Origin of the sequence: Methyloversatilis universalis EHg5 (assembly GCF_000378945.1) — a bacterium.
Classification (GTDB): domain Bacteria; phylum Pseudomonadota; class Gammaproteobacteria; order Burkholderiales; family Rhodocyclaceae; genus Methyloversatilis; species Methyloversatilis universalis_A.
In genome coordinates, this window is the sequence record NZ_KB900539.1 from 3,021,406 (window position 1) to 3,045,985 (window position 24,580).

Here is a 24,580-nt window from a genome sequence, read left to right on the forward strand (position 1 = left end):
CCGCACGAAACATTCCTGTGGAGCGTGGTGATGGAACGACGTCGATTCATCACCGCATGCGGTGCCGCATGCGGAATGGCCGGACTGCACTGGCCTGCGGAGGCTGCGGTGGCGCGGAGCTTTCCCCGCAGTGTGCTCACCGATGCGCACGACAGACCGCTGAAAGCATCGACGCTGCAGATCGGCCGCAACTACGTTTTTCCCTGGCCTTATCCAGCAACGCCCTGCTTCCTGCTGGATCTGGGCAGGAAGATAGACGGCCGCGATGACCTGCGCACGGCCGACGGGCAGCGCTACGACTGGCCGGGCGGTGTCGGTCCCCGGCAATCTGTCGTCGCCTACTCGGCAATATGCTCGCACAAGCTGACGCATCCGACACGCGATATCAGCTTCATTGCCTATCGCGAACAGGGCACGCCGCACAGCCGGCACGCCCGGGTGATTCACTGCTGTTCCGAACACAGCCAGTTCGACCCGGCCGCGGGTGCCCGCGTGCTGGACGGGCCGGCGCCGCAGCCGCTGGCCGCCGTCGTGCTCGACTATGACGCGGAGCGCGACGAACTGAGCGCGATCGGCACGCTGGGCAATGTGCTGTTCGACCGCTTCTTTGAAACCTTCGGCTTCCGGCTCGCGCTGGAACACGGCGGCGAGCGCGCCGCACGTCCGGTGGGCCCGACCACCCGGGTGCTCGGCATGGATCAGTTCTGCCGGCAGCAAGTGCGCTGCTGAGCGTACGCAGGAAGACTGAATTTCGTCATCCGGGCAGGTGCGGGCGGTCATGATCGGGCCGTTCGGCGTCTCCCGCCTCCAGTTCGAGTTCCACCGAGAACCCTTCCGCCGGAAGCGCGTCCGGTATTACGGCCTTTTGCGCCGCGGTCTTGAAAGCGGATCGCAGCGCTGCCGCAAGCGCCGGCGGCCCGCCGGTGCCGGACAGCGTCACATCAACCACCCGGCGCGCGCGCAGATGCACCGCCACCGTGAAAGTCGGCGGCAAACCCGACAGATCGGGCAGAACGCCGCCGGCAAGTTCCCGCGCCAGTGCATAGCGCAGCGCACGCACCGCCCCTTCGGACGGCGCTCCGGACGGACCTGGCGCCATCGCCCCCGCGGAGCGCGGCACCGGCTGCGGTCCGGTCTCCGGGCGGCCCGCAAGGTCAGCCCGGCGCACCGATGCAGCCCTGGCGGCGTCCTTTGCCATCGCCGGTACGGCCCGCTCCGGTTCAGCGGCGATGGCGGGCGCCGGCGCCAGCCGGGCCATCACTGTCCGCGGGCGCTCCGGGCCGGCCGGCCGGCGCGCAAGGTCGGGCCACAGCAGCGCCCCATGCACAAGCAGCGAAGCCAGCATCGGCAACGCAAGCGACCGGAGCGGCGCAAGCGATTGACGCGGTTGCAAATTCATCTTCCTTTGCTAGAGTGGTCGGGCACCTTGTACCGCTTGCCGGTACGGATGCGTGACGACACACGTTTCACTTCGCCTGACCCCATTTCAGAACGAGGATGCGTAGGACGATCATGCAGGAGCCGCCTTCACCGAGCATAGTTCATGAACCGCGTCGGTCGACCCATCCGTGGATACTGACGCTGGATGCCAATGGCGTACCTCACCGCTGGGTGAGCTGGCAGCACGCGGTGTTCTATCACTCGAAGGATCTGGTGGCCTGGGTGGCCGGCAGCCATGAATTCGAAATCCGCGGCGGCATCAACCGGCTGACCGGCGAACAGTCGTGCATCCGCACCAACAGCATCATCGCGATCAAGGGCCGCAGCCACGCGCACAAGCTGCAGACCGCGGTGCCGCCGCTGAACAACCGCGAACTGTTCCATCGCGACCGCTCGATCTGCGGCTACTGCGGCGGCGAGTTTTCCTACCAGAAGCTCACGCGCGACCACATCGTGCCGGTGTCGCAGGGCGGACGCGACCTGTGGATGAATGTGGTCACCTGCTGCCGCCCGTGCAACCAGCGCAAGAGCGGCCGCACGCCGGAGCAGGCGCGCATGCAGCTGCTGTACACGCCGTATGTGCCGAACAAGGCGGAATACCTCATCCTGAGCAACCGCAACATCCTGGCCGACCAGATGGATTTCCTGGCCCAGCACGTGAATGCCAACAGCCGCTGGAAGGCGGCCTGAGCGGCCGGAATCAGCCCGCGACGAGGACCGGACGGCGGGTATTGCGCGGTAGCAGCAGCTGGAACACCGTGCCCTGACCGACCGCGCTCTTGCCTGACAGCGAACCGCCCAGCGCGCGGGTCAGCGCCAGCGCCTGCGCAAGCGACGGCCGGCCGCTGGCCGAGCCATCCGGCGCGAACAAGGCCGCTACCCGGGCCGCATCCATGCCGCGACCGAAATCGCGGATGCGGATTTCGGCGAACAGCGCGCCGTTCAGATTGATGCCTTCGGCCGTGCTGACCGCGATGCGGCCGGAGGTGCCGACATGTTCGGCACTGGTGGCCAGCAGCGTCTGCAGCAGTTCGCGCAGCAGCGCCAGCGGCAGATGCAGCGGCGGCAAAGCGCTGTCCAGATGCAGTTCGGTGGTGATCGAGCGGCTGCGGAACAGGCGTTCATCCGCTTCGGCCAGCACCTGTTCGATCAGGTGGTTCAGATCGATGCGCTGCGCCTCGGCCGACACGTCCGGCGGACGGCCCTCGAACTGACGCAGCACGGTTTCGATGCGCTCGATCTGGTCGCCGAACACGGTCAGTTCGGAATCGACCAGCGAATCGGCGCCCATCTTGAGCCGCATGGACTTCACCTGATGGCGCAGCAGGCCCAGCGGTGTATGCAGGTCGCCGCGCAGCTGACGCGCATGCACCGCGTACTGTTCGGCCATGCCGTCGCGCAGTTCGGTCAGCGCCTGCGCACGCTCGGCCTGACGGCGCAGCGTGGCAGCCGCGGCACCGGCGAGCGCGGTCAGTTCGCCGCCGCGCTGTGTGAGCGCATTCAGCCCGGCGGTCGGCAAGCGGTACAGCACCAGCGCCTCCACGCCACCGCCACTCACCAGCGGTTGCAGCCAGGCAGACTCGCCCGTCGACAGCCGCAGCAGACGCTGCAGGCCGACCGGCAATGCCGACGCGGCGCGCGCGTCGGCGCACGACCAGGGCAGACCGGACGCCAGCAGCGCCCAGATGGCCTCCAGCCCCGGGCGAGCGAAATCCACCGGCAGCGCCTGCGGATCACCCGGGTTGAAGCGGGTGCCCAGCGCTCCATCGACACGCAGCACGCAGGGCGGCGGCAGGTCGAGCAGCAGCGCGGACGCCAGATCAAGCGAGCGCCAAAGCGAATCTTTGTCCTCGTGATCGCATACCCGGGTCAGCAGGCCGGCGCGGGCCAGTTCGAGCACCACCGGCGGTTCGGCCGACGGGGCAAGCGGTGCATCGAAGGCCGGCTGCCAGGGTTGGCCGGTCACGGCCACCTGCTCCATCCGCGTCAATCCGAGCAGGTGACCCAGTTCGAGCAGGCGGACACGCGCCGACTGTATCGCCCCGCTCACCGCGGCTTCATCCAGCCCGGTCAGGTGCTGCGCCAGCAGTGACTGCTGGGCCGCATCCCCCCGCCCGCCACCGGCCAGCTCTTCCGCCGCTCGGGCCAGTCTCAGACTGTGCGGCGCGTCGCCGAACAGCGCCGCATCGGCGTGCGAAAAGCGCAACGCGTCGGACAGATCCAGCGCCCAGGGGGCACTGAGCAGATCTGCACCGACTTCGCCATGATGGCGGCCGGTTTCGCCCACTTCGAGCGCAACCAGATCGGCTTCGCCCAGTGCGCGGCTGAAGCGAGCGGGCGCAGTCATCGCCTGCAGCGGGAGTGCCACGTCGAGCAACAGACCGGCCAGCGCCATGTCGTCCGGATCGGCCCGGCCGCTGCGCAGCGCCAGTTCGCGCGCGATTTCGGCGGTCAGCAGCGAATGCAGCCAGAAGGACTGGTGACCGGCGCCGCCCTGGATGCCGCTGCGCGTACGCTCGTCGGCATCCAGCAGGGCCGCCTGCAGCAGCGGGCGGCCGCAGGCGTCGATCACCGCATCGAGACGGTGGCCAGGCCCATCGACCGGCAGTCCGGGCAGGCGGCTGGCCACGCGCAGCAGCCGCAGCACCAGCACCGGGTCCAGTCGCAGCAGCGCGTTGAATGAAGGCAGCCCGGCCGGCAGCGCACGCCGCCCGAGTGCCACGTCCGCAACAAGCGGAAGCGCAGGCAGGCCGGACGGCATGGAACAGTCGGTCGCACGTGCGGCGGGGGCTGTCATGCGGGGTGAACGCTCTTTGTTGCAGCGGACTGGCGTCCGCTGCTGACCTCTTTGGTTTATCGGCCGTTCTGATGACGGTATCTGGTCTCGATAATACCGCAGCAATTTGACGGAAACCCGCGCCAATACTGGGATGCGTCATGGTTCACAGGGTCGTTGCAGGTGGTCGTCGCCCATTTCGCCTGCAAGCCGAAGCCGGGCGCAGGAATTGCCGGAATTACGCCAACCATTACAAATCGTTACGCGAATTCCAATCGGGGTTTACAGCGTCCGGACATGCTGGTTTCGCCGCCGGAGCATTCCGGCAGATGGAGACAACGATCATGAACACGCACCACACGCCCCGTTCCCGCAGCCGCTGGTTCAGCGCCCTGGCGGGCGCCGGCGCACTGTCCGCACTGCTGGCGATCAACCTTCCGGCGCAGGCCCACCCTTCCGCCGGCGACGGCGCACCGCACGCGCGGCACGGCATGTCCGGCGAACAGCGGCCAGACGGCGAGCCGGGCCGGGCCCACGGCCGTCATTTCGAGCGCCACATCGAGCGGGTATTCGCCAAGGTGGGCGCAAGCGATGAGCAGAAGGCGCGGGCACGCGACATCCTGCGCGCCAGCGAGGAACAGATGAAGACACTGCACGCCGGCCACGCCGACGAGCGCAGCCGCACCGTGGCGCTGCTGTCGGCCGACACGATAGACCGCAGCGCGCTCGAACAGCAGCGGGCCGCCCGGGTGGCGCACATGGACGAGGCATCGAAGCTGATGACCCGAGCGCTGGCCGATCTGGCCGAGGTGCTGACGCCGGCCCAGCGCAAGGACGCCGCCCCGATGCTGGCGGGCATGGGCGGCCACGGACCGCGACACGGCAAGGGTGGCCATCACCGTCCGCACGGCGACGGCCCGAAGCCGGCGGAAGCGCCGCGCGGCTGAGGCCGGTCAGCGGGTGCCGAACAGCCGGGCCAGTTCGGCGCCCGGGTCGGCGGCGCGCATGAAGGCCTCTCCGACCAGGAAGGCATGCACGTCGCGCGCCCGCATGGTGGCGACGTGCTCCGGCGCCAGGATGCCGCTTTCGGTGATCACCACCCGGTCCGCCGGGATGCGGTCGAGCTGGGACAGCGTGAACTCCAGCGACACCTCGAAGGTGCGCAGGCTGCGATTGTTGATGCCCATCAGCGGCGTGGCCAGCTGCAGCGCGAGGTCGAGCTCGCCGGCGTCGTGGCTTTCCACCAGCACCGCCATGCCCAACCCGTTGGCCAGTGCTTCCAGCGCACGCATGTCGGCCACCGCCTGCGCCTGCTGCGCAGCATCGGCTTCGCCCGAGGGCGGCAGGAAGGCGGCCACGATGAGCAGGATGCAGTCCGCGCCCATCGCCCGCGCCTCGACCACCTGATACGGGTCGATGATGAAGTCCTTGCGCAGCACCGGCAGGCTGCAGGCGGCGCGCGCCTCGACCAGATAGTCCGGACTGCCCTGGAAGTACTGGCGGTCGGTCAGTACCGACAGACAGGCCGCGCCGCCGCCTTCATAGGAACGCGCGATGTCCGCCGGCCGGAAATCGGCGCGCAGCACGCCCTTGGACGGGCTGGCCTTCTTCACTTCGGCGATCACCGCCGGCTGTTTCGCCGCGACACGGGTTTTCAGCGCCGCGACGAAATCGCGGACCGGCGTCTGCGCCGCAGCCCGCGCATGCAGTGCGTCGATCGACTCGACCGCACGACCGGCGGCGATTTCCTCGCGCTTGGTGGCGAGGATTTTCTGCAGGATGTCGGACATCGTTGTGCCCTTTCAAATGTGAGCTGCAGGCGCCTGCCTGGGCGGCGAAGCGGCCGCCCTGACGGTCGGGGCGCCTGCGGAAATCAGACGGCGAACGAGCGCGACAGCTCGACCAGCTTGTCGAGCCGCTGCCGCGCGGCGCCGGATTCGATCGCTTCACGCGCCCGGTCCACGCCGTCGCGCAGGCTGTCGGCCACGCCGGACACATAGAGGCTGGCGCCGGCGTTGAGCAGCACCACGTCGCGCGCCGGCGGGTGGCTGCCGTCGAGTGCGGCCAGCAGCATGTCGCGCGAGGCCTGTACGTCGGCCACGCGCAGCGTGTCCAGCGCATGCACCGCCAGACCGAAGTCGGAGGGGTGCACCGTGTATTCCCGCACCTCGCCGTCGCGCAGTTCGCCGACGAAGGTGTCGCCGCTGATCGACAGCTCGTCCAGCCCGTCGCGACCATGCACCACCATCACGTTGCGCGAACCCAGTTCCTTCAGCACGCGCGCCAGAATGCCCACCAGATCGGCGTGGAACACGCCCATCACCTGATTGGCGGCACCGGCCGGATTGGTCAGCGGGCCAAGGATGTTGAACATGGTGCGCACGCCCAGTTCGCGGCGCACCGGCGCCGCGTACTTCATCGCGCTGTGGTGGTTGGGCGCGAACATGAAGCCCACGCCCACCTGTTCGATGCACTGCGAAACCTGGGCCGGCGTCAGATTCAGGGTGACGCCGAGCGCCTCGAGCACGTCGGCCGAGCCGCTCTGCGACGAGCTGGCACGCCCGCCATGCTTGGCGACGCGGGCCCCGGCGGCCGCCGCGACGAACATCGACGCGGTGGAAATATTGAAGGTGTGGGCGCCGTCGCCGCCGGTGCCGCAGGTATCGACCAGAGTGGCGGTGCCGTCCACCGGCACCTTCATCGACAGTTCGCGCATCACCATGGCGGCTGCGGCGATCTCGCCCACGGTTTCCTTCTTGACCCGCAGGCCGATCAGGATGGCGGCGATCAGCGTCGGCGATACCTCGCCGGTCATGATCTGGCGCATCAGCGCGGTCATCTCATCGCGGAAGATTTCGCGATGCTCGATCACGCGCTCGAGCGCCTGCTTCGGGGTGAAGCTGCTCATGGTGCCCTCCTTACTTGCGGAACTCGTCCAGGAAGTTCTTCAGCATCTGGTGGCCGTGCTCGGTCAGGATGGATTCCGGATGGAACTGCACCCCTTCGATGGCCAGCGTCTTGTGGCGCAGGCCCATGATTTCGCCGTCGTCGGTCCACGCGGTCACTTCCAGACAGTCCGGCAGCGTGTCGCGCGACACTGCCAGCGAGTGGTAGCGGATGGCAGTGAACGGATTCGGCAGACCACGGAACATGCCCTTGTCGGCATGGTGGATGGCCGCGGTCTTGCCGTGCATCACCACCTTGGCATGCACCACGTCGCCGCCGAAGGCCGCGCCGATGCTCTGGTGGCCCAGGCAGACGCCGAGGATGGGGTACTTGCCGGCGAAGTTCTTGATCAGCGGCACCGACACGCCCGCCTCGTTCGGCGAACAGGGGCCGGGCGACACCACGATGTGGTCCGGCCTCAGCGCGTCGATCTGGTCCAGCGTGATTTCGTCGTTGCGGTACACCCGCACGTCCTCACCCAGCTCGCCGAAGTACTGCACGAGGTTGTAGGTGAAGGAGTCATAGTTATCGATCATCAACAGCATGGTGGCGTCTTCCGATGGCCGTTTTTCGGAGCATTCTCAACCTTCCCGTGATCCCGCTGGTGGGCAGCGGGGGCTGCGGCGGGCAGCGGACGGTGAAGGCAGGGCTTGGGCGCACGCACGGGTGCGCAGGAAGGGAATTCAGGCTGCAGGCTTGCGCCAGCGCAGGCCGGAACAGAGGGCGAACAGGACGGGAATCGAGCGCATGCCACGGATTATGGCGTGAGGCGGCGCCTTGTACAAGGCGCCGCCATCTGGACCTCCGGCAACGCCACCACGGGTCCCGTGGTCGGGGCAGTCTGCCTCACGATCCGCCGCCGAACCAGGTCATCATGCGTCCGGCAAGCGCGTCGGCAACACGTTGCAACTGGAACAGCGCGGCCATGGCAAAGGCGGCGGATGCCAGGATGCCGAAGACCGGCATCCTATCCAGATTGAACAGCAGCGGGCTCCAGATCAGTCCGATGAGCAGCGCGCCAAGCGCGAAATCTCGAGAACGCAACTGCTCCAGCAACAGATAGTTGAAGGGCATGAGCACTACGAGCACGACGGCAATTGCTATCGACACCAGCTTCCAGAACACCAGCCCCAGCAGGATGAGCAGCCAGACCAGAACCGCCCGGGCGCCACGCGGCCACGAGAAATCGCGCGGACCGAAACAGATGCGTGCGGTTCGTTCCGGGTGATGGGCCAACAGGTAGAGCACGGCGCTTATCCATCCCAGCGCCAAAGCGACGCCGGTCCCGGCACCGGCGGTGTCATGAAGCGCGCCGCCGATGGTCACGGCCAACAGGGAAAACACGAACAGCATCATGTCATCGCCGGCCTTCCCGCAAGGCCAGACCAGCAGCAGACCGCTCCAGACGCCAACGCCGAGGATCAGCGTTTGCGCCAGATCGCGCATATCGATGCCCGCGGCCGGGTAAGGCGGTGGCGTCCACAACCACATGAGCAAGGCAAGCGAGAGCGCCAGTGCGAGGGCGAGCAACTCGCGATGCCGAGCCAGTCCTGCGAAGCGTTCAGGCATTCGCCGGGCAAACCAGTCGAACTGAGCCTGCAGCACGACACGCAGACCGCCGAATACCCGACCGAGAAGGTAAACGCCCAGGCCGGCGCCGAATACCGTTCCCAATGCGGCATCGAAGGCATCCGCCGGCTGGTCCTGAAACGCCAAGTGGCTGCCCAGAAAGAGCAGCGCCGCCACGAATGCGCAACGCACTCCGAACGCGATCCGCAGCAGTCGTGACAGTTCAAGGCCTTCGTGAACGTCCATCTTGCCAAACAGGTAGATCATGGACTGACCATGCTGGTCCAGCGTCTGCCTCAGGCCCGGTTGCAGCAGCGAAAGCACGATGAGTGCGAACCACCGCCCGGGCGAGCGCATCAGCTCGACCACGCGCGCAAGCGGTGCCACTTCGGGCGGCGCGCCGACGGCGCGCTCATCACGCCGTGCGGCAGACAGGCGATACGCCATCCTTTCCGAACGTTCCGGACCAAGCGCGAATTCGGACCGGTAATCACGGCCCCACTCGAAATAGTCGGCGAGCTTCAGCACGAAAGCCGGTGGCATCTGTGGCGCCTGCAGCACGAACTCGGCAAACCATACATTGGCCGACGCGCGCTCGGACAACGGCAGGGCATCCAGATGGGTCCACAGCGACGGCCATGCGTCGAGCAGCGCATCGTCGCCCTTTTCCTGCCAGTGCTGATGCAGGCTGCACGCTAGCTGCTCGGCATCCAGAAACTGCATCGCCGCCTCGTCGGCGCCACCGTCCGGTCCGGACGCATCGACCGGCGAGAGCATGGGATCGACCGGTGCCGCCACGTCGGCGACCGCTGCCACGGACATGGCGGGCTCGACAGAGGTTGGCTCCGATATGGCGGCGGACGAGTGCGCCTCGGCCTGACGCGCCCGTTCGAGCGCGTAATCGTAGGCCTCGCGCAAGCGCTGATAGGCCGCCGCATCGTCGTCAGGGCGCGTGGTCTTGAGCTTGCGCGCATAGGCGGAGCGAACGGTACGCGCATCGGCGTCGCGCGCGACGCCCAGTATCTGCCAGGGAGAAGTCATCGCTGCAGCTACAGAATGAAGCCGTTGCCCATCGCATCGAGCCGGCTGCGGAGCGTCGTTCTGGCGAGCTCTATCGTTCTCGGCTCCTGAGTGTCGAGCGCCAGTTCGAACTCGGCCAACCACTGCTGCAGCGCCTGACGAGTGTCGCCCAGGTGGTCCTCGTAAAGCCTCTTCAGCCGGGCGACCAGATAGACGTTTTCCTGCTCGTCGCGCGGATGCACCTTCAGGGCGTCGAGGCGAGCCAGCACCTCGGCCATCTTCCCGTCCGAGAAGGTGTCGGCGGACTGCAGAATGACCTTGTTTGCCTTGCGCCCACCAACCTTGTCCTCGACATCGACCGCCAGCAGGCCGCTCGCGTCGTAGCTGAACCGAACATCCACCGTCACCTCCCCGGCCGGCCGCTGCGGCACGACGATCTCCAGATCGCCCAGAAACAGGTTTTCGCTGCCGACCGGGGATTCGCCCTGCCGGATGTCAAGCCTGATCGCAGCCTGCTGGTCGCGTGTCGTGCAGTAGCTGGCCACACGCGACACCGGAACAGGGCTGTTCCGCTCGATGATGGGCGAGAAGCGGTCCGTAATCTCCCGCCCCCCCACACGCTCGCTGATCACGATGCCCAGCGAATAGGGCATCACGTCGGTCAGCACGATCTCCTCGAGCGATGCATTGCGGTCCATCAGTGCGGCCTGGATCGCGGCCCCGCGTGCGATTGCCTCGTCCGGGTTGATCGCGCGCAGCGGCAGACGCTGGAACAGTCGCGTCACCAGATGCCGGATCATCGGCATGCGCGTGGCACCACCGACAAGCACGATTTCGTCAAGTTCGCCGGGGGCAATGCGGGCATCGCCCAGCGCACGTTCGATCGGTCGGCGCAAACGCGCAAGCAGCGGCTGGCAGGCGGCTTCGAAGGCCTGTCTCGATACGGTGACCACATGCTCGCGACCGGCAAAAACCACCCGCATGCGGGCTTCCTCGTGTTCGGTCAGGTCGCGCTTGGCCTGCTCCGCCGCATGCCACACGGCACGGACGCGCAGCATCGTTTCGCGCTGTTGGGCTGACAGCTCGCTGCAGCCGTCAAAGAACATCTGCTGCAGTACGGCCACGAAATCCTCGCCGCCAAGCCGGGTATCTCCGGCACTGGCACGCACTTCGACGACGCCTTCGAAGTATCCAAGCACCGACACATCGAAAGTCCCGCCACCCAGATCGAAAACCAGAAAGTGGGTGTGGTCCTTGCGCTCCTGGAGCCCGTAGGCCAGCCCGGCTGCTGTCGGTTCGTTGATCAGCCGATCCGCCCTCAGCCCGGCCAGCGCAGCCGCCCGCACGGTTGCTTCGCGCTGCATCTGGTTGAAATAGGCCGGCACGGTGATGACGGCCGAGTCGACCTCGGTACCGAGAAAGGTTTCGGCATCCACCTTCAGCGAACGCAATACCATGGCCGACAGTTCGACCGCATCGAATTGTCGGCGTCCGAGCGACAGCACGCGTGGTGTGCCCATCCAACGCTTGAAGGCCGTCGCAGTGAGATCCTGATGCAAATCCAGGCGCTCACGCGCCGGCAGGCCGACCAGCACGCTGCCGTCATCGGCAACCCCGACCGCGGACGGCGTGAGCACATGGCCCAGCGCATTGGGGATCAGTTCGGTCCGGTTGTCGATGAATACCGAAGCCAAGCTATTGGTGGTGCCAAGATCTATGCCGATGCGCATTGCCGTGACGCCGGAATAAAGGGCGCCAGTATCGCCTGAAACTCATTGCCGGCGTTTTGCATGAGCGTGCAGTGCACCACGTTCGGAACGGCATCGGAAATCGTACGCCAGCCCGGCCTGATGGCGGAGCCCGCACGCCCAGCGGGATGCCTGCCATGCGTCACGTCGTCCTGCCCTGAACGGCGACGGGACGACGTGGGCTATCTGCGTCAGCCAGGCTGCAGCCCCGCCTCGGCCAGTTCCGCTGCGCGCAGTACCGCACGCGCCTTGTTCAGCGTTTCCTGCCATTCGCCTTCGGGCGTCGAATCCATCACCACGCCGCCGCCGGCCTGTGCGTGCAGCAGGCCGTCCTTGATCACCGCGGTGCGCAGCGCGATCGCGACATCCATGCCGCCGTTGAAACCGAGGTAGCCGACCGCGCCGGAGTAGATGCCGCGCTTGACGGGTTCCAGCTCGTCGATGATTTCCATCGCCCTCACCTTGGGCGCACCGCTGACGGTGCCGGCCGGGAAGGTGGCGCGCAGCACGTCCATCGCGGTCAGACCCGGCTTGAGCACGCCTTCGACGTTGCTCACGATGTGCATCACGTGCGAGTACTTCTCGACCACCATGCGGTCGGTCACTTCGACCGAACCGATGGTGGCGACCCGGCCCAGATCGTTGCGGCCCAGATCGACCAGCATGATGTGCTCGGCGCGTTCCTTCTCGTCGGACAGCAGATCTTCGGCCAGCGCGCGGTCTTCTTCGGCATTGGCACCGCGCTTGCGGGTGCCGGCGATCGGCCGCACGGTCACCTTGTCGCCTTCAAGGCGGGCCAGGATTTCCGGGCTGGCGCCGACGATGTGGATGTCGCCCAGATTGAAGAAGTACATGTAGGGCGACGGGTTCAGCGCGCGCAGCGCGCGGTACACCGCCATCGGCGTGGTCGCCAGCGGCTTGCTCATGCGCTGCGACGGCACCACCTGCATGATGTCGCCGTCGAAAATATAGGTCTTGGCCTTCTCGACCGCGGCGCAGTAGGCGTCGTGGCCGAAACCCGATTCGGCCGGCACCGACGGGCCGCGCGGCGTGTCCGGCGCTTCGAGCGGCGCCTTCAGCTGCGCACTCAGCGCGTCCAGCCGCGCCTCGGCCGCCTGCAGCGCACCCGGCTGGGCCGGATCGGCATAGACGATGAAGGTGAGCCGGCCGGACAGGTTGTCGAACACCGCCAGTTCGTCCGACAGCAGCAGATGGATGTCGGGCACGCCCAGCGGGTCGGCCTTGTTCCAGCCCGCGGCCAGACGGCGCTCGACGTAGCGCACCACGTCGTAACCGAAATAGCCGACCAGCCCGCCGGAAAAGCGCGGCAGACCCGGCAGGTCAGGCACCCGGTAGCGGCCGAGAAAATCCTGCACGAAAGCCAGCGGATCACCGGATTCGGCGGTTTCGGTCACCGCGTCGTCGCGCAGCACCTCGATGCGCTCGCGGCGCACGACGATGCGGGTCTGCGCCGGCAGGCCGAGGATGGAGTAACGGCCCCAGCGTTCGCCGCCCTGCACCGATTCCAGCAGATAGGAATACGGCGCGTCAGCCAGCTTCAGATAGGCGGACAGCGGGGTGTCGAGATCGGCCAGTGCCTGACGCGACACCGGAATGCGGTTGTAGCCGGCGCGTGCGAGCGCCTCGAATTGATCTTGATTCATGGACAGACCGGAGAGCGGGGATTGAACGGGCGCCGCGGATCTAACGCGCACGCCTGACCGGGAGCAGGCTCAGGCGCCGCGCCACAGGTACCCGTGCAGGGGCGCGCGGGCGCGGCTGCGGGCGGGTGTCTCCTTGGAAGTCAGGCTGTCCATTCAGATGTCGGTCGGAAGTGCGACCCGTTCGAGCAGGTCGGGGAGCGACGATAGTAGCCCATCGCAATCTTTTGCGTCCAGCACGCGCCCTTCGCTATAGCCCCAGGGCACGCCGAGCACCGGCACGCCGGCATTGCGGGCGCAGTCGATGTCGTTGTACGAGTCGCCCACGTGCAGCAATGCGGATGGCTGCACGCCCAGTTCGCGCGCGGCGTGCAGCAGCGGCGCCGGGTCCGGCTTCTTCTGCGGCAGGGTGTCGCCGCTCACCACGCTGGCGAAGTGATGGCGCATGTCCATCTGTTCCAGCAGCGGCAGCGTGAAGTCGGCCGCCTTGTTGGTGACGCAGGCGAGGCGGAAGCCGGCCGCGCGCAGCGCGGACAGCGTGTCGTGCGCACCCGGATACGGGGCCGCGCGTTCGCCGTTGCGCGCGCGGTAGCAGCGCTTGAACACCGCGATCGCCTGCTGCAGCAGCGCAGCGTTCTGCGCCCGCCCGCCGAGGCAGCGCTCGACCAGATTGGGAATGCCGCGGCCGACGAATACCCGCACCTCGTCTTCGCTGCGCGGCGGCATGCCCAGTTCGGCCGCCATGTCCTGTGCGGCGGCGGCGAGGTCAGGCACGGTGTCCAGCAGCGTGCCGTCGAGGTCGAAGCTGATGGCCGCGACCGTGAAGCGCTGCACCATGCTCAGACCGCTTCCAGCTGGGTGCGCAGCGCGGCGATCACGCTGTCGTAACGATGCGGGTCACTGTCCTTGCCAGCACCGAACACCGCCGAACCGGCGACGAAGGTGTCAGCGCCGGCGCGGGCGATTTCGGCGATGTTGTCGACCTTCACGCCGCCGTCGATTTCCAGCCGGATGTGGCGGCCGGTGCGCGCCACGTACTCGTCCAGCCGGGCGCGCACCGCGCGCAGCTTGTCCAGCGAGGACGGAATGAAGCTCTGGCCGCCGAAGCCCGGGTTCACCGACATCAGCAGCACCACGTCGAGGCGGTCCATCACGTGGTCGAGGTAGTGCAACGGCGTGGCCGGATTGAACACCAGACCGGCCTGGCAGCCGTTGTCGCGGATCAGCGACAGCGTGCGGTCGATGTGCTCCGACGCCTCCGGGTGGAAGGTGATCACGTTGGCGCCGGCCTTGGCGAAGTCCGGAATGATGCGGTCCACCGGCTTCACCATCAGATGCACGTCGATCACCGCGTCGGTGTGCGGACGCAGCGCCTGGCACACCAGCGGGCCGATGGTCAGATTGGGCACGTAATGGTTGTCCATCACGTCGAAATGGATCCAGTCGGCGCCGGAGGCGATGACGTTGCGCACCTCCTGTCCGAGCGCGGCGAAGTCGGCTGACAGGATGCTGGGGGCGATCAGGTAATCCAGATTGGTGGTGCTCACGGTACGGCTCCGTATTCTCGAAGCCGCGATTGTACCGGTGGCCGGACGGCGTCCGCCGCTTGCCGCGTCACCGCAGTTCGGTTAAATAGCGGTCATGGCCGAATCGAAAAAATACGAAGCGACGGTGAGCGTGCAGGCACGCTATGTCGAAGACCAGTCCGCCCCGGAGGACAGCCGTTTCGTGTTCGCCTATACGGTGACCATCGTCAATACCGGCAGCGTGCCGGCCCAGCTGATCAGCCGGCACTGGATCATCCGCGACGCGCAGAACGCCGAACAGCAGGTGCGCGGCCTCGGCGTGGTCGGCCAGCAGCCGCTGCTGAAGGCCGGCGAACGCTTCGAATACACCAGCGGCTGCGCGCTGAACACGCCGGTCGGCACCATGCGCGGCAGCTACCAGATGGTGGCCGAAGACGGCACCCCGTTCGAGGCGGACATTCCAGAATTCACGCTGGCCATGCCGCGCGTGCTGCACTGAGCGCGCGGGCGACATGTCGCTCGCGTCCTCCTATACCCGGCTCGCCCCGCTGTACGACACGGTGGTCGCCGCCGCCTCGCGCGGCGCGCGTCGAGACAGTCTTTCCCATCTGCCACGCACGCCGGCCGACGTGCTGCTGACCGGCGTCGGCACCGGCCTCGACCTGCCCTTCCTGCCGCCGGACCACCGCTATACCGGCCTCGATTTCAACGCCGCCATGCTGGCACGCAGCCTGCCGCGCGCCTCCGGGCTGGATTACCGCGCGGTGCGCGGCGACGCGATGCGCCTGCCCTTCGCCGACGCCAGCTTCGACTGCGTGGTGCTGCACCTCATCGTCGCCGTGGTGCCGGACGGCGCCGCCTGCCTGCGCGAAGCGGCGCGGGTGCTGCGCCCGGGCGGCGCTGCGCTGGTGCTGGACAAATTCCTGTCGCGCAACCGCCCGGCCCCGCTGCGCCGGCTGCTGTCGCCGCTGGCCGGGCGCATCGCCACCCGGCTCGACGTGGTGTTCGAAGACGCGGCGGCCGGCCTGCCGTTCGCGGTGGTGAGTGACGAAACCGCGGCCTTCGGCGGCTGGTTCAGGCAGATCCGGCTTCTGCGGACCTGAGCCGGCACGGGCTGCAATCGCGGCGGGGCGCCGCTCCCACAGGAACGGCAGCGCGCATGGCAGATGCCGTGGGAGCGGCGCCCCCGCCGCGATGCGGCCGCGAACCGGAACCTTCCCCCCGAACATACCCGCCCGCGGCATCGGCAGGAGCGGACTGCCGCTCAGCCGACCAGCCGCGCCACCCACGGCCGGCCGACCGGGCTGGTGAGCACCAGAAAAAACACGACGTTCAGCACCACGGTGACCCAGAACACACGGCGGAACGAGGCCTTAACCGACTTGTGACGCAGGAACTGCTGCGCCAGCAGCGCACCCGGCCAGCCACCGACCACCGCCAGCAGATGCAGCCGCGGTTCGGGCACGCGCATCGCACCGGTCTGCGCCTGCTGCTTGTCGATCGCGTACAGCGCGAAGGTGACCAGGCTCACCGTCAGATAGAGCAGGAACCAGCCGTGCGGCGCCTGCCAAAGCAGGCTCACGACCACCATCAGCAGCAGGAAGGCCGGAATCAGGAACAGCGTGGCGCCGCCCCACTGCGCTGCGGCCGGCGCCTCACGGACCTCCACGCGACGGGTTTTCAGTGCCGCACCGGCCAGCGTCACCCGCTGCGCGCACGGCCGGCCCTTGCGGTCGCGGCCCGGCTCGAAAGACACCCGCTCACCTTCGGCCGGCCGCCGGCCTTCGACGTCGAAGGCACTCACGTGAACAAACACGTCCTCACCGCCCTCATCCGGCGTAATGAAGCCGAATCCCTTGTCGTCCTTCCACGAACGCAGCCGTCCGTCCTTGCGCATGCCTGTCCTCCGAGTGAACTGCCGGAACTGCTCTGCCGGTGTCGGCAGAAAATATGGCCGCGGACGATATCACTGCCGGCGGCCGGCCTGTTCGACGATATGGTCCGGCCACTCGAAGGCGTCGCAGCGCGGGCAGTCGAGCAGCGCGCCGAGGTGGGCGGCGCGCCCTGCTTCGGTGGTCACCCACGGCCGGTTGATGAAAGGCGGCAGATGGCGCACGTGCTGCCGGTGGCCACAGGCCAGCCGGGCCACCCAGTGCCCCTCCTCGTCGGTCAGATAGCCGGTGATCGGCTGCTTCAAGGCGCTGCCTGCGCGCGCACCGCGCCTATCCAGGGTTCGAAGCGACGCCCCCACGCCACCTCGGCTTCGAACGACCCTTTGCCGTTTTCGAGCTTCGCGCGGTCCAGCCCGTCAAAACCGCCGCGCAGCGCATGCGGCACGGAGATGTCGCTCACCGCCAGCGCGCTCAACGTGCCGGACATGACCGTGCGTTCCGGCAGGCGGCTGACCCAGGGCCGCACCCGGCCCTGCACGATGGCGTGGCGCTGCACATCGGGGTAGCGCTGCCTCAGCACCGCCGCATCGCGCCCGGCGTCGATCGCGAACAGCCGTGACGCGCGCTCGCGCTCGAGCGCCAGCCCCTCCTGCGCCGATTTCAGTTCGCGCGCGTCCTGTTCTCGCTGCCCGTCGCGGCTCATCACCTCGTCTACCCGCGCCTGCGCGCGTGCCACCTCACGTGCCCACGACGGCCCGGCCAGCTCCAGCACGACGAACACCTCGCGCTCCGGGTAGAGCGCATCGGTGCCGCGCGACAGATCGAATCCCAGGCTGCGCAGCTTCGCTTCGTCCAGCCATTCGGCACCGCCGTAGAACTGTTCGGCATGGCGGCTGACCCGCCAGTTCAGCGCCAGGGTGAGGCCGCCGCGCTCGCCGTCCACTTCGAAGGCATAGGGCAGCCGCAGTTCGCGCTGGCTCAGCGTGAGCTGACTGGCGGGCTCGCCCGAGCGGTTCCACGCCACCCCCGCCAGCACGAACGCATTCACCGCTACGATGAGCGCAACACCGCCCACCGCCAGCCTGCGCTGCAGGCGGCGCGGACGCGCCGGGTCGGGCGCCGGTGCACCACGGCGATCGATCACCGGAGTCGGGATGCCGACGCCAGCCGCGCGCAGCCGCTTCAGCACGAAAATGACCAGCAGTGCGACCAGACCGAGTAGCAGGAAAAACAGGAATTTCGGCATCAGCCGCCACCACCAGTCGAACAGCTTGGTGTAGAGGAAGATGACGAAAAAAGTGACCGCGGTATTGCTCACTTCGGGCCAGCCGCGGCGGGTACCCAGCCAGGCCAGCAGGCCGCCGGCGACAAAGCCGGCGATCTGATAGACCCCTTCGACCGCGCTGGCCGACAGCGGCAGGTAGCTCGCCCGCCCCCAGTTCGCCAGCACCAGCATCGGCAGAAAGAGCGCCAGCAGCGCCACCATGCGCCAGGTGGCGTCGAAGCCCGGATGGCGCCGGTGGTCCACGAAGAAGGGCACACAGAACATGGCCAGCGCGGCCGGCAGGAAATGCTCCGGCCGTTCGCCGAGATCCAGCCAGTAGAGGCCGCTCCAGGTGCCGACCCGCGCCGCGATGAAGGCGGCGACGCAGATGAGGCCGGCCACCAGCAGCAGGCGCAGTTCGCAGGTATAGGCCAGCAGCAGCGCGAATGCCGCCCACGGCAGCAGCGCCTTGTCCGACGGCGTGATGTTGAAGCTGGCGCCGAGCAGGCTGAGGTTCAGCACGAAGCAGACGAAGGCGACCAGCGCGGCCAGCTTGGTGAAGTAACCGGCGCTGTCGCGGCGGTGCAGCCAGGCGGTGAGGCCCAGCGTGGCGAGCGACGAGGCGGCCAACACTGCCACCTGCAGCGCTTCAGACAGCTGCGGCCAGAACTGGCGGAACAGGAAGAACACGCTCGCCGCCAGCGCGAGCGCGCCGAGAAAGGAGGCGATGCGCAGCCCGAGCGTCAGCTGCCGGTCGCGCTGCGTGGTATCGACGTCGGGCCGCGCCGCCAGCCGTGCCAGCAGCGCCTCGTGATGCGCAGCCACCGCCGCCGCGTCGGCCCCGCCCAGCCCTTCGGCCGCCAGCCGCATCTGCTCTCGCCGCCAGGCATGGATTTCATCGACCCGCTGCTGCGCCTCGGTGCGCGTCAGTTCCGCATTCATCACAGGGCTTCTGGATGTCATCGCCGCATGATGCCATGCCGGCGCGACGTGATCGGCCGGCGGCGCATCGGGCACAATCCGTTCATGGATCAAGCCCCCGTACCGCTCGTGCGCGGCAGCCTGCGCGCTCTCAAGATCATCCTGCTCACCTTCACCGGCATCGGGCGTACCCGCTTGATCAACCGCACCACCGCAGGGCTGGGCCCGCAGCACTTCCTGCTCGGCGGGCTGTTCGCGGCCATCCTGGTGAATGTGGCGCTGGTCAGCCTGGTGCTGTGGGCGACCGGCTGAACGCGCGGGCGCCCTACTCGTCCTGGTAGCCCACCAGCACCACGTCGGCCCCGGCTTCGCGCAGCGGCACCAGCGCCTGATAGGCCGGCGAGTCGTGCCAGGCGCGGGCGCGGGCCGCATCGGCGAAGCGCAGCACCACGGTATCGGTGCGCGGCCAGTCGCCGGCCAGCACCGCATCCACCCGGCCGCGCATCACCAGTTCGCCGCCGAAGGGCGCCAGCGTGGCGCCAACGCGGGCGCGATAGTCCGCCCAGCGAGAGGCGTCCAGCACCCGGATGTGGCCGATCACGTAGTACGCGGTCTCAGCCATGGTCAGCGCACGCCGCCGATGCGTCGCGCGATCGCACTGATATGGCGCGAGGCGGCTTCGGTCGCCGCAGCCTCCATCGCCCGGTAGGCCACCACCACCGCTTCGCCGGCCGCGGTGAGGCGGGTACCGCCACCGTCACGGCCACCGACCGCGGTGTCGACCAGCGGCTCACGGAAACAGCGGTTCATGGTGTCGACCAGCTGCCAGGCGCGACGGTAGGACATGCCTTTCTCCTTCGCCGCGGCCGAAATCGAACCGGTGCGGGCGATGACCTCAAGCAGCGACACCTTGCCGGGCCCGAGCGCCACTTCATCGCCGGACAGGAAACGGACACGGAACTGGACATCTGCACTCATGGGGCGGGCCGGACTTTTGACTGGACGAAGCCCGCATCATCGCAGACTTGCCGCCAGCCCGGCCGGCCCGGCGCAGAGGTCAGTGCAGCCGGCGGCGCGCGACGCCTGCGGTCAGCAGCAGTCCGCCCAGCAGCAGTGCCCAGGTCTGCGGCTCGGGCACCGCGGCGGCGGCGTGGAACACCTCGATGCGCGACAGGTTGGACACATAGCGACCCCGCTTCACGTCGTTCGGCACGACGATGCGGGCGAAACCGGCATCCTCCAGCAGCACGCCGTCGGCCTCGTAGGCGATGAGCACCGGCTGGTTGCCGAAGTCGGGCGACAGTTCACCCAGCGAGAACACCACCCGGTAGCCGTCGCTGCCGGTGGCCACCGCATACATGCCCAGCAGATCGTTCTTCACCACCGGATCGGTGGCCAGACCGGTCGCGCCGGTGAGCAGGTCCCAGAAGCTCACGCCGGTATAGCGCACGCCGCCAGCGGTGACCGAAGTGGGTGTGAGCGCCTGCAGCGCCGCCAGATCGAAGGTATGGGCATTCAGCACGTCACCGCCGACGGTGAAGGTCGTGGTGCGGCCGCCGCCGGCGGTGAAGTCGTCGCCAGCGGCGCGGGCAACGGCCAGCGATTCCACCGCGGACACATAGCGACCGCCCTTCACGTCGCCCGGCATCGTGGTGCGCGCGACGCCGTCCGACGACAGCGGCCGGGTCAGCCCGGCGATCACTTCGCTGTGCGCGAGCAGCGCCTGCCGGTTGCCAAAGCCCGGATCCAGTTCGCCGAGCGAATACACCACCTTGTAGCCGTCAGTCGCGGTGGCCACCACGTAATGCGCGAGGCTGTCGTTCTTCACCGCGACATCGAGTGCCGGCGAGGCGGACTGCAGCACCGACCACAGCGACGGCCCGGTGTAGGTGTGGGTCTGCGGCCCGCGTCCGGACTGATAGCTGACGGTCTGGGTGAGCGACGGCAGGGCCTGCAGCGCGGCCGCATCCAGTACCTGCGGCGCGTTGACCGCGCCGCCGACGCTCACGGAAAGCGAAGGTGCGGCCTGCAGCGGCAGCGCGCACAGCGCGCCGCAGAGCGCGACCAGACGGGGAATATGCATCGTTCTTCCTTACGCTATGTTTTATAGGGAATAACGATGCTAAGCCGATCGCGTCGGCACTCACAAGACCGGCAGCGCTTTGCATATCCGGAATGGATGAACCTGAATCACCGTCCGGACAGCGCCCGGGCGGTGATTGCCGGGGTGTCAGACGGCAGCCAGGCGCCAGAGCGTGGTCACTTCCTTCGAGCGCGCCGCGTACAGCGGGTCGCTGCGGTCCATCGCCTTGGGATGACGCGGACGCGCATCCAGGCGACCTGCCACGCGCAGCCCGGCGGCGGCGATCAGGCCAGCCAGTTCGTCCGGCGCACGCAGGCCGAGGTGTTCGGCGAAATCCGACAGGATGAGCCAGCCCTCGCCGCCTGGCGACAGATGCGCCGCCAGCCCGGCAAGAAAACCGCGCAGCATGCGGCTGTCCGGGTCATACACCGCGTACTCCAGCGGCGAACTCGGCCGCCCCGGCAGCCAGGGCGGGTTGCACACCACCAGCGGCGCGCGGCCGGCCGGAAACAGATCAGCCTCGATCACCTCGACCTTCGCCGCGCTGCCCAGCCGCTCGACGTTGTCGCGCGCGCAGGCCAGCGCACGCGCGTCCTGGTCGGTCGCCACCACGCGCGCAATGCCGCGCTTCGCCAGCACCGCCGACAGCACGCCGGTGCCGGTGCCGACGTCGAAAGCGGTTGAATCGCCCTTCAGCGCGTCAGGCAGCGGCGCCTTCGCAACCAGATCGACATATTCGCCGCGTACCGGCGAGAACACGCCGTAATGCGGATGGATGCGCGCGCCCAGCGCCGGAATCTCGACGCCGTTGCGCCGCCACTCGTAGGCACCGATCAGCCCCAGCAGCTCGCGCAGCGACATGACATAGGGCTCGGTCGCCTCGCCATGGGCCTGCGTGCAGGCCGCCGTCACGTCCGGCGCGCGGCGCAGCGGAATCACGTGGCCGGCATCCACCGGAATCAGCAGCATGCCCAGCGTGCGCGCCCGCTGCGACTGCGCCAGCCGATGCTGGTTGAACGCATCGCGCGGCGTCGCCGCAGGCTTGCGCGGCTTGCGATCCACCCGCCGCGCCATCGCCTGCAGCAGCTGCCGCGCATTCTGGAAGTCACCGCGCCACAGCAGCGCCGTGCCTTCGCTGGCCAGACGGAACGCCTGGTCGGCAGTCATCGTGTCGTCGGCAACGACCACCTTCTTCGGGGGTGCGACGCCGGCTTCGGATTGCCAGCGGGCACGTTGTTCGATCGAATTCTCATCCCATCTGAGAAAAGCATTTTCCACGAGTTTTTACCAGAATGCGGACCGGATAACCCATCGCGGCCAATCGTTAAATAATGTGGCGGAACAAACCCCGCCACCACCCATGACAAAAGGAACACTAAAGTCCACTGACATATCCCCACCATCGCGAGCGAGCGGGTATCAAGAGGAGGCCACGAAGTTTGCTCTTTTTCGCGCATTCGACGTCCCGGCAAGACCAATCAGATTGGCAGCCGCTCCCTGAACACCTGAGAAGCGTTGGTCAACTGGCCGGGCAGTTCGCCGCGCTGTTCAAGGGCGAGCGATTTGCAGAGGTCGCCGGCCTTCTCCATGACCTCGGGAAATACACCGAGGGCTTCCAGCGCCGCATCGCTGGTGAGGCTCTCCGCGTCGATCATGCAACCTGGGGCGCTATTGTCGCACTGCAAAAGTATGGCCCACTGGCACATCTTATTGCTTACGCAATCGCTGGCCACCACGCTGGCCTCGCCAACGGTATCGAGAACGGGGAGCGAACGTCGCTGAAGGAGCGCATGCGCGCGAATGCGCTGCCTCCTCTTTCTCCGGACTGGCAGCACGACATTCAACTGCCTCCCAGCCTTGGGGAACTTCCGTTCAAGGGACCGGGCACAAGTGAGCCGATCTTTCAAGCAGCATTTCTGGTCCGAATGCTCTTTTCCTGTCTCGTCGATGCCGACTATCTAGATACGGAGTCCTTCTACGACAAAGTGGCTCTGTCCGGGGAACCCAATGACAGAAGCCAACTGCGTGCCCTGCCCCGGCCATCTCTGTCGGCATTGCGAGACAGCCTGAACGCCTATCTGTCATGCTTTTCGGTGGATACCGAAGTCAATCAAGTGCGCGCACGCATCCTTTCGCATGTACGTTCAGAGGCGGCGCTCGACCCGGGTCTGTTTTCACTGACCGTTCCCACCGGTGGCGGGAAGACGCTCGCATCGCTCGCCTTCGCACTGGACCACGCACTCCATCACGGTCTGCGGCGCGTGATCTTCGTCATCCCGTTCACGAGCATCGTCGAACAGAACGCTGCCGTATTCCGGCGCGCGCTGGGCGAACTGGGCGATGCCGCCGTACTCGAACACCACAGCGCCTTCGTCATGCCCGAGCCCTCGCGTGCCGATGCGGAACGCTATCAGGCGCAGGCAAAACTCAAACTGGCGATGGAGAACTGGGATGCACCCATCATCGTCACGACCGCGGTGCAATTTTTCGAGAGCCTGTTTGCCGCGCGGCCGTCGCAATGCCGCAAGTTGCACAACATTGCGGGCAGCGTGGTCATACTCGACGAAGCCCAGACGCTGCCGCTGAAACTGCTGCGCCCCGCCGTCGCCGCGATCGACGAACTGGCACGCAACTATCGCAGCAGCGTAGTGCTGTGCACAGCGACCCAACCTGCCCTGAAAGCACCGGAATTCGTCGGTGGGCTGGAGCACGTGCGGGAACTCGCACCGGAGCCACACGACCTCTTCCGCGCACTTGAACGCGTGCGCGTCCGTCATGTGGGCGAACTTGCGGATGAGGCCCTGGCCGCCCAGATGCGTGCTCACGATCAGGTGCTGTGCATCGTGAACAACCGTCGCCATGCCCGCGCGGTGTTCAAGGACATGGCAGACCTGCCCGGTGCCCGCCACCTGACGACGCTGATGTGCGCCCGGCATCGCAGCCAGGTATTGGCAAATGTTCGGGAAGACCTCAGATCGGAACGTCCCTGCCGTCTTGTGTCGACCAGTCTGATCGAGGCCGGGGTGGATGTGGATTTCCCGCTGGTATTGCGCGCCGAGGCCGGTCTCGACTCCATCGCCCAAGCAGCAGGACGATGCAACCGGGAAGGACTCCGAGATTTAGCCGCCAGCGAAGTACGGGTTTTCTCCAACACAAATGCCGACTGGGCACCACCGCCGGAACTCAAGCAGTTCGCCCAGGCCGCGGCCACGGTGCTGCGACAACATTCCGAAGACCCGCTCTGCCCTGCAGCCATCGAAGCTTATTTTCGCGAACTTTACTGGCGAAAGGGTGAATCCGCGCTGGATGGCGGCGATCTGATGGGCCTGCTGCGACGTAGCCGGCTCGACAGCCTGCCGCTGGAAACCCTGGCAACACGTTTCCGCATGATCGATTCGGTACAGATGCCGGTGATCGTGCCGTACGACGACACCGCACGCGAAGCCCTGCGGGGCCTGCGCTTCGCGGAAAAGAGTGGAAGCATCGCTCGCCGCTTGCAGCCCTATCTGGTGCAGCTGCCGCGCCAGGGTTTCGAGGCGCTGCTCAAATCAGGAGCGATCCAGCCCGTTTCGCCAGAGCGTTGGGGAGAGCAGTTCATGGAGCTGACGGTGATGGATCTTTACGACCCGCAGTTTGGTTTGAGCTGGGACGACCCAGCTTTTATCAAAGCGGAGAGCCTGTGCTGGTGATGGCTGAAAAACTTCTGGCCGCTGTCCAGCAGGTGAGATAGGGAG

At 67.3% G+C, this 24,580-nt stretch carries 25 protein-coding genes; 8 read left to right on the forward strand and 17 right to left on the reverse strand.

The features are described from left to right. The first annotated feature begins 30 nt into the window (after positions 1–30). Positions 31–729 (forward strand): twin-arginine translocation signal domain-containing protein, encoded by a 699-nt coding sequence (locus tag METUNV2_RS0113845; protein ID WP_157281570.1) that lies wholly within the window; start codon positions 31–33, stop codon positions 727–729. Positions 730–754: 25 nt separating this feature from the next. Here the strand turns inward: METUNV2_RS0113845 and METUNV2_RS0113850 are convergent, their stop codons facing one another. Next, positions 755–1,399: a hypothetical protein gene (locus METUNV2_RS0113850; protein ID WP_036271208.1), complete on the reverse strand. Its 645-nt coding sequence runs from the start codon at positions 1,397–1,399 to the stop codon at positions 755–757. A 113-nt stretch (positions 1,400–1,512) separates the two neighbouring features. Between METUNV2_RS0113850 and METUNV2_RS0113855 the strand changes: the two genes are divergently transcribed. Continuing rightward, positions 1,513–2,130, forward strand: a complete 618-nt coding sequence (locus METUNV2_RS0113855; RefSeq protein ID WP_051081930.1) for an HNH endonuclease — start codon at positions 1,513–1,515, stop codon at positions 2,128–2,130. A 10-nt stretch (positions 2,131–2,140) separates the two neighbouring features. Here METUNV2_RS0113855 and METUNV2_RS0113860 read toward each other — a convergent pair whose 3' ends face one another. Beyond that, positions 2,141–4,237 carry an HDOD domain-containing protein gene (locus METUNV2_RS0113860; protein ID WP_232415678.1) on the reverse strand — a complete coding sequence of 699 codons (2,097 nt, stop codon included), beginning with the start codon at positions 4,235–4,237 and terminating at the stop codon, positions 2,141–2,143. A 323-nt stretch (positions 4,238–4,560) separates the two neighbouring features. Here METUNV2_RS0113860 and METUNV2_RS0113865 point away from each other — a divergent pair, with 323 nt between their 5' ends. Beyond that, positions 4,561–5,163 carry a Spy/CpxP family protein refolding chaperone gene (locus METUNV2_RS0113865; protein WP_157281423.1) on the forward strand — a complete coding sequence of 201 codons (603 nt, stop codon included), beginning with the start codon at positions 4,561–4,563 and terminating at the stop codon, positions 5,161–5,163. Positions 5,164–5,169: 6 nt separating this feature from the next. On the opposite strand, the gene trpC is transcribed toward METUNV2_RS0113865, so the two are convergent. From trpC to METUNV2_RS0113890, 5 genes are all read right to left on the reverse strand, one after another. Then, positions 5,170–6,006, reverse strand: coding sequence for an indole-3-glycerol phosphate synthase TrpC (gene trpC / locus METUNV2_RS0113870; protein ID WP_018230069.1), 837 nt, complete (start codon positions 6,004–6,006; stop codon positions 5,170–5,172). Between the two features lie 83 nt (positions 6,007–6,089). Continuing rightward, positions 6,090–7,124, reverse strand: coding sequence for an anthranilate phosphoribosyltransferase (trpD, locus tag METUNV2_RS0113875; protein WP_018230070.1), 1,035 nt, complete (start codon positions 7,122–7,124; stop codon positions 6,090–6,092). 10 nt (positions 7,125–7,134) lie between these two features. Continuing rightward, positions 7,135–7,707 (reverse strand): aminodeoxychorismate/anthranilate synthase component II, encoded by a 573-nt coding sequence (locus METUNV2_RS0113880; protein ID WP_018230071.1) that lies wholly within the window; start codon positions 7,705–7,707, stop codon positions 7,135–7,137. A gap of 301 nt (positions 7,708–8,008) precedes the next feature. After that, positions 8,009–9,772 carry a J domain-containing protein gene (locus METUNV2_RS0113885; RefSeq protein WP_018230072.1) on the reverse strand — a complete coding sequence of 588 codons (1,764 nt, stop codon included), beginning with the start codon at positions 9,770–9,772 and terminating at the stop codon, positions 8,009–8,011. A gap of 8 nt (positions 9,773–9,780) precedes the next feature. Beyond that, positions 9,781–11,445 carry an Hsp70 family protein gene (locus METUNV2_RS0113890; RefSeq protein ID WP_232415748.1) on the reverse strand — a complete coding sequence of 555 codons (1,665 nt, stop codon included), beginning with the start codon at positions 11,443–11,445 and terminating at the stop codon, positions 9,781–9,783. On the opposite strand from METUNV2_RS0113890, the gene METUNV2_RS20230 reads away from it, so the two are divergent. After that, positions 11,389–11,520: a hypothetical protein gene (locus tag METUNV2_RS20230; RefSeq protein WP_269745078.1), complete on the forward strand. Its 132-nt coding sequence runs from the start codon at positions 11,389–11,391 to the stop codon at positions 11,518–11,520. The genes METUNV2_RS0113890 and METUNV2_RS20230 overlap by 57 nt on opposite strands. A gap of 170 nt (positions 11,521–11,690) precedes the next feature. On the opposite strand, the gene trpE is transcribed toward METUNV2_RS20230, so the two are convergent. The 3 genes from trpE to rpe all read right to left on the reverse strand — a co-directional run bounded on the left by trpE (position 11,691) and on the right by rpe (position 14,707). Beyond that, complete coding sequence (trpE, locus tag METUNV2_RS0113895; RefSeq protein WP_018230074.1) at positions 11,691–13,163, reverse strand: anthranilate synthase component I; 1,473 nt, start codon at positions 13,161–13,163, stop codon at positions 11,691–11,693. A gap of 153 nt (positions 13,164–13,316) precedes the next feature. After that, the gene (locus tag METUNV2_RS0113900) at positions 13,317–13,997 is read right to left on the reverse strand and encodes a phosphoglycolate phosphatase (RefSeq protein ID WP_018230075.1); all 681 of its coding nucleotides are present in this window, start codon (positions 13,995–13,997) and stop codon (positions 13,317–13,319) included. A gap of 2 nt (positions 13,998–13,999) precedes the next feature. Then, the gene (gene rpe, locus METUNV2_RS0113905) at positions 14,000–14,707 is read right to left on the reverse strand and encodes a ribulose-phosphate 3-epimerase (RefSeq protein ID WP_018230076.1); all 708 of its coding nucleotides are present in this window, start codon (positions 14,705–14,707) and stop codon (positions 14,000–14,002) included. A 94-nt stretch (positions 14,708–14,801) separates the two neighbouring features. On the opposite strand from rpe, the gene apaG reads away from it, so the two are divergent. Both apaG and METUNV2_RS0113915 read left to right on the forward strand, forming a co-directional pair. Further along, positions 14,802–15,185 (forward strand): Co2+/Mg2+ efflux protein ApaG, encoded by a 384-nt coding sequence (gene apaG, locus METUNV2_RS0113910; RefSeq protein WP_018230077.1) that lies wholly within the window; start codon positions 14,802–14,804, stop codon positions 15,183–15,185. A gap of 13 nt (positions 15,186–15,198) precedes the next feature. Then, entirely contained in the window at positions 15,199–15,789 is a 591-nt protein-coding gene (locus tag METUNV2_RS0113915; RefSeq protein ID WP_018230078.1) for a class I SAM-dependent methyltransferase, read from the forward strand. 161 nt (positions 15,790–15,950) lie between these two features. On the opposite strand, the gene METUNV2_RS20365 is transcribed toward METUNV2_RS0113915, so the two are convergent. The 3 genes from METUNV2_RS20365 to METUNV2_RS0113930 all read right to left on the reverse strand — a co-directional run bounded on the left by METUNV2_RS20365 (position 15,951) and on the right by METUNV2_RS0113930 (position 18,784). Continuing rightward, positions 15,951–16,583, reverse strand: coding sequence for a DUF1294 domain-containing protein (locus tag METUNV2_RS20365; protein WP_018230079.1), 633 nt, complete (start codon positions 16,581–16,583; stop codon positions 15,951–15,953). Between the two features lie 69 nt (positions 16,584–16,652). Continuing rightward, the gene (locus tag METUNV2_RS0113925; RefSeq protein ID WP_018230080.1) at positions 16,653–16,883 is read right to left on the reverse strand and encodes a DUF3565 domain-containing protein; all 231 of its coding nucleotides are present in this window, start codon (positions 16,881–16,883) and stop codon (positions 16,653–16,655) included. Continuing rightward, entirely contained in the window at positions 16,880–18,784 is a 1,905-nt protein-coding gene (locus METUNV2_RS0113930; protein WP_018230081.1) for a DUF4824 family protein, read from the reverse strand. Before METUNV2_RS0113930 ends, METUNV2_RS0113925 begins: the two co-directional genes overlap by 4 nt. Positions 18,785–18,868: 84 nt before the next feature. On the opposite strand from METUNV2_RS0113930, the gene METUNV2_RS0113935 reads away from it, so the two are divergent. Further along, on the forward strand, positions 18,869–19,075 hold the full coding sequence (locus METUNV2_RS0113935) for a DUF2970 domain-containing protein (RefSeq protein ID WP_026188167.1): 207 nt from the start codon (positions 18,869–18,871) through the stop codon (positions 19,073–19,075). A gap of 13 nt (positions 19,076–19,088) precedes the next feature. Here METUNV2_RS0113935 and METUNV2_RS0113940 read toward each other — a convergent pair whose 3' ends face one another. The 4 genes from METUNV2_RS0113940 to METUNV2_RS0113955 form a co-directional block, all read right to left on the reverse strand. Next, entirely contained in the window at positions 19,089–19,385 is a 297-nt protein-coding gene (locus METUNV2_RS0113940) for a DUF1330 domain-containing protein (RefSeq protein WP_018230083.1), read from the reverse strand. 2 nt (positions 19,386–19,387) lie between these two features. Then, positions 19,388–19,741, reverse strand: coding sequence for a winged helix-turn-helix domain-containing protein (locus tag METUNV2_RS0113945; protein WP_018230084.1), 354 nt, complete (start codon positions 19,739–19,741; stop codon positions 19,388–19,390). Positions 19,742–19,820: 79 nt separating this feature from the next. After that, the gene (locus METUNV2_RS20155) at positions 19,821–20,846 is read right to left on the reverse strand and encodes a PEP-CTERM sorting domain-containing protein (RefSeq protein ID WP_018230085.1); all 1,026 of its coding nucleotides are present in this window, start codon (positions 20,844–20,846) and stop codon (positions 19,821–19,823) included. Positions 20,847–20,993: 147 nt separating this feature from the next. Beyond that, on the reverse strand, positions 20,994–22,124 hold the full coding sequence (locus METUNV2_RS0113955; RefSeq protein ID WP_018230086.1) for a methyltransferase: 1,131 nt from the start codon (positions 22,122–22,124) through the stop codon (positions 20,994–20,996). Between the two features lie 161 nt (positions 22,125–22,285). Between METUNV2_RS0113955 and METUNV2_RS0113960 the strand changes: the two genes are divergently transcribed. After that, complete coding sequence (locus tag METUNV2_RS0113960) at positions 22,286–24,535, forward strand: CRISPR-associated endonuclease Cas3'' (protein WP_036271209.1); 2,250 nt, start codon at positions 22,286–22,288, stop codon at positions 24,533–24,535. Positions 24,536–24,580: the final 45 nt, after the last annotated feature.